General features: G+C 39.8%; 6 protein-coding genes. 3 read left to right on the top strand and 3 right to left on the bottom strand.

Annotated elements, in window-relative coordinates:
* Positions 1 to 268 precede the first annotated feature (268 nt).
* From HMPREF9078_RS00185 to ilvA, 3 genes are all read left to right on the top strand, one after another.
* A complete protein-coding gene (locus HMPREF9078_RS00185; protein ID WP_009418695.1) occupies positions 269 to 1081 on the top strand; it encodes a leucine-rich repeat domain-containing protein in 813 nt (270 codons plus the stop codon).
* Positions 1082 to 1113: 32 nt separating this feature from the next.
* Entirely contained in the window at positions 1114 to 1914 is an 801-nt protein-coding gene (locus HMPREF9078_RS00180; RefSeq protein ID WP_034542362.1) for a leucine-rich repeat domain-containing protein, read from the top strand.
* Between the two features lie 100 nt (positions 1915 to 2014).
* Complete coding sequence (gene ilvA, locus HMPREF9078_RS00175) at positions 2015 to 3202, top strand: threonine ammonia-lyase (RefSeq protein ID WP_009418693.1); 1188 nt, start codon at positions 2015 to 2017, stop codon at positions 3200 to 3202.
* Positions 3203 to 3569: 367 nt separating this feature from the next.
* On the opposite strand, the gene HMPREF9078_RS00170 is transcribed toward ilvA, so the two are convergent.
* The 3 genes from HMPREF9078_RS00170 to HMPREF9078_RS00160 all read right to left on the bottom strand — a co-directional run bounded on the left by HMPREF9078_RS00170 (position 3570) and on the right by HMPREF9078_RS00160 (position 8978).
* Complete coding sequence (locus HMPREF9078_RS00170) at positions 3570 to 5156, bottom strand: hypothetical protein (protein ID WP_009418692.1); 1587 nt, start codon at positions 5154 to 5156, stop codon at positions 3570 to 3572.
* 95 nt (positions 5157 to 5251) lie between these two features.
* Positions 5252 to 7543, bottom strand: coding sequence for a hypothetical protein (locus tag HMPREF9078_RS00165; protein ID WP_009418691.1), 2292 nt, complete (start codon positions 7541 to 7543; stop codon positions 5252 to 5254).
* Positions 7544 to 7601: 58 nt separating this feature from the next.
* Positions 7602 to 8978: a hypothetical protein gene (locus tag HMPREF9078_RS00160; RefSeq protein ID WP_009418690.1), complete on the bottom strand. Its 1377-nt coding sequence runs from the start codon at positions 8976 to 8978 to the stop codon at positions 7602 to 7604.
* Positions 8979 to 9392: the final 414 nt, after the last annotated feature.

Here is a 9392-nt window from a genome sequence, read left to right as displayed (position 1 = left end):
TAGGCCATAGGCACTAGGGGGGAGTATGACGGAAGGGAGAAGGGGTAATTAGAGAATTAGCAAATTAGAAAATTAGCAAGGGAGAGCACGAGCTAAAAGCTCGCGCCAGTGGAGGGGAAGAAATGACGAATGACAAGAGACGAATGACGGAGGTAATGTGAGGTTATAGTGCGACGAGCTGATGGGAAATTAGTGGATTAGTAAATTTGAAAATGAGAAAATTAGTAGCTTGCAAAAATTGATAAATACGATAAAAAATAATTATACAATGAGAAAAGTTTTATTATTAGCTTTGGCAATGATTGCTTTAATGGGCTGTCGGAAGAGTGATGATGACAACAACGGTAATTCTACCGCTGATTATGAGCTCAGTGCTGATGGGCGTACGCTTATCAAATGGAAAAACGCGAATACTACGGTGCTTGATATGCAAGCTGATGAGAAGCTCAGAAATGTGAATACTATCGGGAAAGAGGCTTTTAAAGAACATCAGAACCTCCAATCGATTACATTTCCGAATAACTTGAAGGAGATAGAAGAGAGTGCTTTTGAAGATGCAAACCTCAGCGGTGAGGTTGTCTTTAACACGAAAGCTACCGTTGATTTTGGCGAAAAGTGCTTCTACCACACTCATCTGAAAAAGATAACATTCCCCGATATGAGTGTGTTAGGTATCAATTCTTTTTCAGTTTGTAGGGATTTAAAAGAGGTTACTTTTAACAAAATAAAGAAATTAGGTGATTTTGCGCTGAGAGATTGCAATGCTGCCTCGCTTACCTTCGAGGGGACAGGGCTTACTGAAATAGGGCACGGGGCTTTTGTGGGGATGTGGAAGCTAAAAGAGGTTACTTTACCTGAGACGCTCACTAGAATAGAATCAGATGCTTTTTGGCAATGCATAGTGCTGAAAAAGATTACTATTAAAGCGGTAAATCCACCTGCCTTGCATATAAATAGTATTTTTGGCACTAACGATAAAAGTGTGATACCTACTATTTATGTGCCTAAGGGTTCGGTAGAACAATACAAAAAAGCGACAGGCTGGAAAGATTTTGCAGAGAAGATTCAGGCAATTAATTAAATTAAAGAATGAGAAAATTAGGAAATTTGAAAATGAGAAAAGTTTTATTATTAGCTTTGACGATGGTTGCTTTGGTGAGCTGTCGGAAGAGTGATGATGACAACAACGGTAACTCTACCGCTGATTATGAGCTCAGCGCTGATGGGCGTACACTCATAAAATGGAAGAATGCGAATACTACAGTGCTTGATATGCAAGCTGATGAGAAGCTCAGAAATGTGAATACTATCGGGAAAGAGGCTTTTAAAGAACATCAGAACTTACAGTCGATTACTTTCCCTAACAACCTCAAAGAAATAGAAGAAAGTGCTTTTGAAGAAGCTAGCCTTAGTGGTACCGTTACCTTCAATACCAATGCTACAGTAGTTTTTGGCGATAAAGCTTTCTTCAAAACAAAAATTAGAAAACTCTCCCTTCCTAATGTAAAAAGACTGCCCTATAGCGTATTGTCAATGTCTTATAATCTCGAAGAATTACACTTCAATAAAGTAGAAATATTAGGATTTGGCGCTATTGGGTGGAATTATCTAAAAGAAATTAACTTAGAAAATACTGGACTCACTGATATAGAAACTGTGGGAATTTCGGGGTGTACGGAGATGAAGAGTGTTGTCTTGCCTGCAACACTGAAGACTATAGGGTATGATGCTTTTTGGTATTGCCAACAGCTTAAAACAGTAACGATTAATGCTGTAAACCCTCCTGCCTTAGTAAATAACCCGTTTAGGACTACTCGTATAGAAAAGATATACGTACCTAAAGCCTCGGTAGAGCAATACAAAAGAGCTACTTTCTGGAGTGCTTTTTCTGATAAGATTCAAGCAAAACCATAAGTGTGAGCCACACGGGTAGGTGTGAGCCACACAGGCGATTAATAGGGGTACAATTATACTATATTGAAGAGACATTAATTATTAACACTATTTGAAAATTATGAACTTTATCACAGCACGTGAGCACCTCAAGAGTGTGCTCCTCCCTACACACCTTATTTATAGTCCGCTCTTCTCAGAAGAATCTGGCAACAAAATCTACATCAAGCCCGAAAACCTTCAAAAGACAGGAGCTTTTAAGATTCGTGGCGCTTATAACAAAATCCTTAAACTCACCGAGGAAGAGAAAAAAAGAGGAGTTATTGCTTCTTCAGCAGGAAACCACGCACAAGGCGTTGCCTACGCAGCACGTGAATTGGGTATCAAAGCCGTGATTGTAATGCCTAAAACTACGCCTCTTATCAAAGTGCAATCTACCAAAAAGTACGGTGCTGAAGTAGTGCTTTACGGCGATGTATACGACGATGCTTACCAAAAAGCGAAAGAGCTGGAAGAGAAAGAAGGCTACGTGTTTGTACACCCTTTTAACGACCCTGATGTGTTGGAAGGACAAGGTACTATTGCCTTAGAGATATTGGAAGAACTGCCTAACACCGATGTGATAGTTGTACCTATAGGCGGTGGTGGGCTTATCTCGGGGATTGCTTGCGCTGCTAAACAGCTCAAACCCGATATTAAGATTGTAGGTGTAGAACCCTCAGGAGCTGCTTCGGCAACTGAAGCACTGAAGAAGAATAAGCTTGTTAGCCTACCCGAAGCCAATACCATTGCTGATGGAACTGCCGTAAAACGGATAGGAGAGCTAAATTTTGAGTATATCAAGAAGTATGTAGACGAGGTGGTAACCGTAGATGACTATGAACTTACGGAAGTTTTCTTGCTATTGGCAGAAAAGCACAAGCTTATCGCTGAGAACTCAGGCGTATTACCTTTGGCAGCACTCAAAAAACTCACCGACCGCGGTAAGAACGTTGTGCCTGTAGTAAGTGGGGGCAATATAGATGTGCTAATGATATCTTCGATGATAGGCAAGGGATTGGTGAGCAGAGACCGTATTTTCAACTTCTCGGTAAGCATTCCTGACCGCCCTGGTGAACTCGCTAAGATTACTCAAATTATTGCAGAAGTGGGAGCTAATGTAATTAAACTCGCCCACAACCAGTTTAAGAACCTCTCACGCTTCCGCGATAAAGAAGTGCTTATTACGGTAGAGACCAACGGTACCGACCATATCCAGCAGTTGGTAAGAGCTTTTAAAGATAAAGGGTACGAAATTACCGCTAAGTAGTTGTTAATAGGACAAACGCTTTTAGATTAAAAACGTAAATTCGATGTAAGAAAAATGACATTGATGTAAGAAAAATGACATTAAAGTTATATGTCTAAATAAGTAGCTTCGCTACTTTAAAATCTCGCACAGATTACACAGATTACACGGATTTAGATATCGACAGATTTCAATATTATGGAACAAAATCCACAGATTGGTAGCTTCGCCATTAGATTTCACAGATTATAACGTAAAGCACAACTGTAAATCACTTTTATATGAGCTGACGTTAAAAAAGACTTTGCCAAAGGGTCGTAGCACGACAGGCTATTAACCCCTTGGCAAAGTCTTTTTATTTTCTGTTAAGCTATACGACTTATTGACTTCAGACTTTTCTCAAAGAGAATTCTGCTTTATATTCTTTGCCGTTTTCTTCTATGAGTACATAGCCTTTGGGCAGGTCTTTTAATAAATAGTCGTATTCACTATCAGATAGTCTACGTGTACTTACTGCTGCTGGATATCTAGTCATATTTTCTATTTTCAGATTAGGAAATACAATAGCTTTTATAGAAGCATTACCTATTTCTTCATTAAAGAAAATATTAATTTGTTTAGCGAAAAAAGAGGCGTCTTTGTCTATAAGCTCAGCAGTGCCTTTAACTTTCAAACGTGGAGGAGTTTCAGGAACAACTTTTTGAACGGTAATTTCTTGACCAAAAACCTCTGATTTCAGGTGTATTTGAGAGGATAATACTACCTTATAAGTACCTGACTCTACATTATTATCTATTTTAAAAGTTGCGGTGGTACCTCGGTGATTATAAGTACTTAAAGTTGCTTTTGTTTCTCCGTTTTTAATTAAAAGCAACTCGCAATATCTGTAATTAGTATTAAAACCTACGCTCATATAGGTAAAGTTTTCTCCTGTTATGGTTAATTCATCACCTGTTTTTAGGGTAGTTGTAGAGAGAGATTTGATTACTGGGGCATAGGTAGGCACTATGTTTATCGCTTGTCCGTCGCTGTTTACAAAAGGAAGTACTTGCTCTTTAGCACCCCCTTTTACTACAAACTTAAAGTCATTACCTCCGCTGAAAGCTCCCGCAGGTGTATTGAACATCTTAAATTCGAGATTGTAACCAGACATTTCTGCAACTGTAAGCTGGTAATCTTGTCCGTTTTTACGTAGGTAATAGGTGTATTTCTTTAAGGCTTCAGCATTAGCGTATACTAGCACTTTAAAGATTTGCAAGTTGGTAGTTGCTAATGTTTGTACAGGACCTTCAAAAAGATTAATATCTAAAACATCTAAAACAATCTCACTACTATCTAAGGTAAAAACACCACTTTCCACTTCTTCTTTGTCGAAGGTTGCTTTAAAGCGATATTGACCGTTTTTATAAGTTGCAGGCAAGACCACATATACACGTCTTTCTTTTTTGTCTATCTTTTGTACTTTGAGGTCGTAAGAGAGCGCGCTTCTGTATTTAAGGAGCTTTACTTTTATTTGCTCTTTTTTGACGGGTAATGTATTTACCTCGAAGAAAATCACCTCGCCTCCTGCTTTGTTTACCGTATATTCATTAGGAACGAACCCAATTTCTATTGGGCCTTGCGGTTGTTCGGTTTTTTCGGTGGTAACCAGTACTTTGTAGGTTTTAGTACTTTTGTTTTCGGCGGTTACAGTGTAGGTTACTTCCTTAGAGAAGTTTTGAGCTACCCCTGTATTAGGGCTTACGGTTGCGCCCTTAGAAACCGTGATGGTAGGAGTAAGGGTGGCAACATCGGTGTCTTCAGGTAATTGGGCGGTGATAGTGGTATTGCTGATAGTACCACTATAAGTGTTACCCTCTACGGTAAAGACAAACGAAAGAATGTCTTTTTCAGTGCTCAGTGGGAGCGTTTCATCATTGTCTTTCTTGCACGCAAAAGCGATGAGCAAGATGCATAAAACGTACAATTTTTTCATTGTAGATAAATTTTTTTGAATTGCTTGCTATTAGAAAGTGCAAAGATAAGACGTAATTAGCAAATGAGCAAATAAGGGAATGAGAAAATGAGGCACTACATCTCTCCTCGTTTCATCTTTTCGAGATTAGCTTTTACCTCTTGGCGTTGGGACTCAAATTCATCATTAGTTTTTGAAAGGAGTTTTACGGCTTTTTCTTCGAGCTTAATAGCTTCTTGTTTTTCACCGCGTATGTACAAGAGGTGAGCGAGGGTATCTAAGTAATAAGGATTTTCGGGTTCTAACTGTACTGCCGAGCTTGCCCACTGATAGGGTTCTGCTAATTTAGCAGGGTCGTTTTTATGTTCTTCGTACACTTTCCAAGCGATGTTATTGGCGCGGTTAGCAAAGCGCATTTTGTAATACTTCCAACTGTTTTCTTCATCGCCTTCGGAAAAAGCCTTATCGAGTGCTGCAATGAGATTACTATCTCTTTTCAATAGGCTTTTATAGTATTCGCCGAAATAAGCACTGGCTTCTTCTACGTTGTTTTCATAGAGAAAATCGATGTAATCATCAGCGGTAAGTACGTTCTTTTTGATACCTTCGATATAAACGGCTTTTACAGGTTCAAAAAGCGTTTTGTCGTTGAATACAAGGCGGTCAAGAAGAGTACTGAAGTGTCCATAGTTTGCTTCTATTACGCCTTTCTCTAAGCGTTGTTGATAGTCTGTATAGTCATCGTTTTTAGGAATGAGTTTTTCGTTATGTGCTTTAATTTCCTCGCTGAACTTCACCAAATAAGCGATTGCTTCTACATCAGCAGGAGAAGCGGACTTTTCGGCATTGAAAATTCGGTAATAATAATCACTATCATTGCTATTAAGAGCGAGCAAGAAAGCATATGCGGAATCGAGTTTGCTATCGTTTTTATGAGCGTTTATGATGCGCTGCCATTGGGTAGTTACTTGCTCAGGGGTAAGTTGCATTTGGTAGATGCCTTTGGGGTTTTTAAAATCGGAGAAGTAATCTTCTTGCTCTTGCGCTATATAGTCGAAGGCTTCTTCCTCATTAGCATCGCCTGTTTTTTGCACGGGACGATTTTTAGCTAACAAATACACACGCTGACTATCTTTTTTGAGGAAAGTGGTAAAAATAGCTTGTAGGTCTTTTACAGAGAGTTTAGGGTTACCCAAAGCTTTGTCGAGCGCACGAGCCATTGCTATCGTACCGAACTGCTGTCCGTAAGAATCACTCGTTACAATTTCGTCATTGGCAACCTCTTCGATAGTAGAGGGCTGATTGTAAAGCAGATTACCGGCTACGTCAAGCACAGCCATTTGGTTACCTGTAGGTACGCCTTTGGTTTTGAGGGTTTTCATATCTTTGGTAGTAGCCAAATAAAGTTCATACGGATAGCTTTTATATTGTTCGTTATCATTAAATTGATAGCCATTGCTCCCGCCTTCTTCTTTATATTTGGCAAAAAGGGTAGCGAATTGTTGTTGAGCCTCCTTGTTATTGGGTTGTTGGAAGACTATTACCAAACGGCTATATTTATCGGCTGAAGCAAGGGCAGTTTTCAAGTTCTTGGGCAGTGAAATATCTGCTTGGCTTTTCTGCTTAGCTCTTTTTTCAGGATTATATTCGGGGATATCCTGTTCTTCCTCAAAAGCGATGAGATATTTCCAATTCTTTACATTTTCCTTATTGCTACGGGCTACTTTTGCTGGATTAGGAGTGCTTGCCTTGTTACTGAACAGAATTGCGTTATCGGAATCGCCTTCGGTAAGAGAAATCGTTCCTTTATCGGGGTTGTAAGTGCCTTTTAAATTAAGCATATTATTGGTTCCTAAAAATTCTACTTCCACGGCATTGGTTGTCTTTCCGATAGGATATTTCTCAATAATTACTTCTTTAGATTTATTGTTGAAAGCTACTGAATGGGCATTCACTAAGTAAAGGTTTTCAGTACGTGGCACTTCAAAACTTTCTAATACGTAGTAACCAACTCCATTGCTGTCTTTTGTTTTTTCTACATTTTCCAATGAAGTGATTTTGTTATGTACACACACATATTCCACTTCACCTTTGTTGTTTTCGTAGCCTACATATAAGAAATGTGGGTCGCCAAAGAGCCCTGTTCCTATTTTAAAGGTAATTTGCAACTGAGAGCTATTGCTCTGTTTCTTCTCAACCAAAAAAGACGATGCATCGGAAGAGAACTCTATTTTTTTATCCTTTAAGGTATAGTTGCCCGAAGCGCCTACCAATTCGTAAGTATTGTTATTACCTATCCTAAGCTCCAAAGCATTGCCAAGAGAGCTAGCATTGTAAGAGCCAGCAGGAATAGGGTTTTGGGCTATGAGTGATAGCGGAAATAGTGCTAATAGGGGAAGTGCCTTCATTTGAGTAAAAAATTAAAAGTTAAAAAGCTGAGACTTTTGTAGCAAAAAGTGAGCCAGATCATTCAGTATACTTTTTGATAAGGCGAATCATTAAGTCGCTGAGTTTTTCGACTTGATACTCCCCTACACTGGGTTCCAAATGGGCGTTACCTATACCGCTGTCGTCGGTGATAAAGACATAGGTACCATTGGTATATATTGCCATAAAACGCATTAAGAACTCGGTGGGCTTATCGATACCACTGGCTACGATAGGAATGAGTTTGATACCTTTCTCGGCAGCGGTTTTAACTGATGCTTGTACGCTTTTGAGTATCTTATCTTCGTGATGTGGAGGAGCATCGAGTACTAAAAAGGCAATACGTGTGCGTGCCTCGCCGTCCCATTGGAGTTTGTTGAGCTGGTTGAGGGCTGTGTGGACTGCTTCGGGGAAGTCGCCACCACCATCAGCTTTTTGGCTATTAATAAACTGAATGGTTTTATTGATATCCTTAGTAAAATCGGAATGTTTGACTACATACTCATCGCCTTCGTCGCGATAAAAGACCGTAGCGGTGCTTATTTCGAGGTTTTTATTTCCTTCTTCTACCTTACTGATTACGTTCTTCAAGTCCATTTTTAGAAACTCTAACTCATCGCTCATTGAGCCCGTAGCATCTACCATAAAGGCAATTTGTACTTCGCTTGATGCTTTTTTTACTTCATTTTTAAGCGCAATACGGTTGAGTGTACTTTCGCTAATTGCTTTTTCTGTGCTCACCCATTGGTCGTTTACTTTTAGGCGCAAATGCTCGGTGTTAAGCTCTTTTTCTTTTTGGAAGGCACTCACCCATAGTTCAGCTTTACCCGTGTTATCGGTTTTAGCTGTCCATAGCAGGGTATTGTTGCGATAGAGCGCAACGGTAACATTCACAGCAGGCTTACCATTAGCGGTTACAAGTACCGCTATACGGTGATTGGTGTACATTTGCCAATGTTCGGGGAAAGAAGCAAATTCATTTTTATTGAGCGTTTTTTGGTAAAAATCCCAACTATTGATGTCGTTCCACTCGCCGGCAGTTACCAAGCCGGACTGAGGTTGGGGGTCGCTTTCGGGGCGACGTTTGCGGTGCTTAGGTTCAGTGCGTTTCGCTGGTTTGCTGGTTGCTACATCTTTTGCTACTGACATTTTAGCTGACATCGTACTTTCGTCACTTCTACTAACATCGCCTGTTATTTTAGAGGATTTTCTCTTAGCGCTCTTTTCGCCGTAACCAACTACGGCTATCTCGGCTAATTCACCGCTACTTTCTTCTCGGTAATCAGTGGCAGAGCTTTCATATGGGTATTCGGTGGTACTGCTTCCACGATCAACGGGTTTATAAGCGTTTCGGTTGCCACAAGCTCCTATGAGTAGGGCAAGGCATAACAATAAAAAATAAGATATGTTTTTCATTTTGGGATATAGTTTTTGTGTTTCTAAGAGAAAGTATACGAAAATAATGCCAAATTAGTACAATGATGCCGGAAATGTGGATAAAAAAAAAGATTATTAGTAGGCAAGAGCTAGAATAAAGCCCCCGACCCCCCGAAGGGGGACAAGCCACAAATAGGGTTACTTGTTTGAAAAGAAACATTCTCTTGTTACATATCTAGCTGTGAGTCCTCGTTGGCTAACTTCAAAAGGGGAATGTAGTGACAGTCATTTCTTCCCTTTTTCCGTCATACTTCCTCCTATTGCCTATGCCCTAAGGCCTAGTTCCTGTTCTTTTTTCTTTCGCCTCGAAACCCTCTTTTTGCCATTTTTTGCACCGCTGTATTATACTATTAATCAATTTTTTACACACCCTTTCTATACCAATCGTCCAAG

Source organism: Capnocytophaga sp. oral taxon 380 str. F0488 (genome assembly GCF_000318255.2).
Classification (GTDB): domain Bacteria; phylum Bacteroidota; class Bacteroidia; order Flavobacteriales; family Flavobacteriaceae; genus Capnocytophaga; species Capnocytophaga ochracea.
The sequence above is the reverse complement of the archived record's forward strand: the minus strand, read 5'-3'. Positions and strand labels throughout refer to the sequence as shown.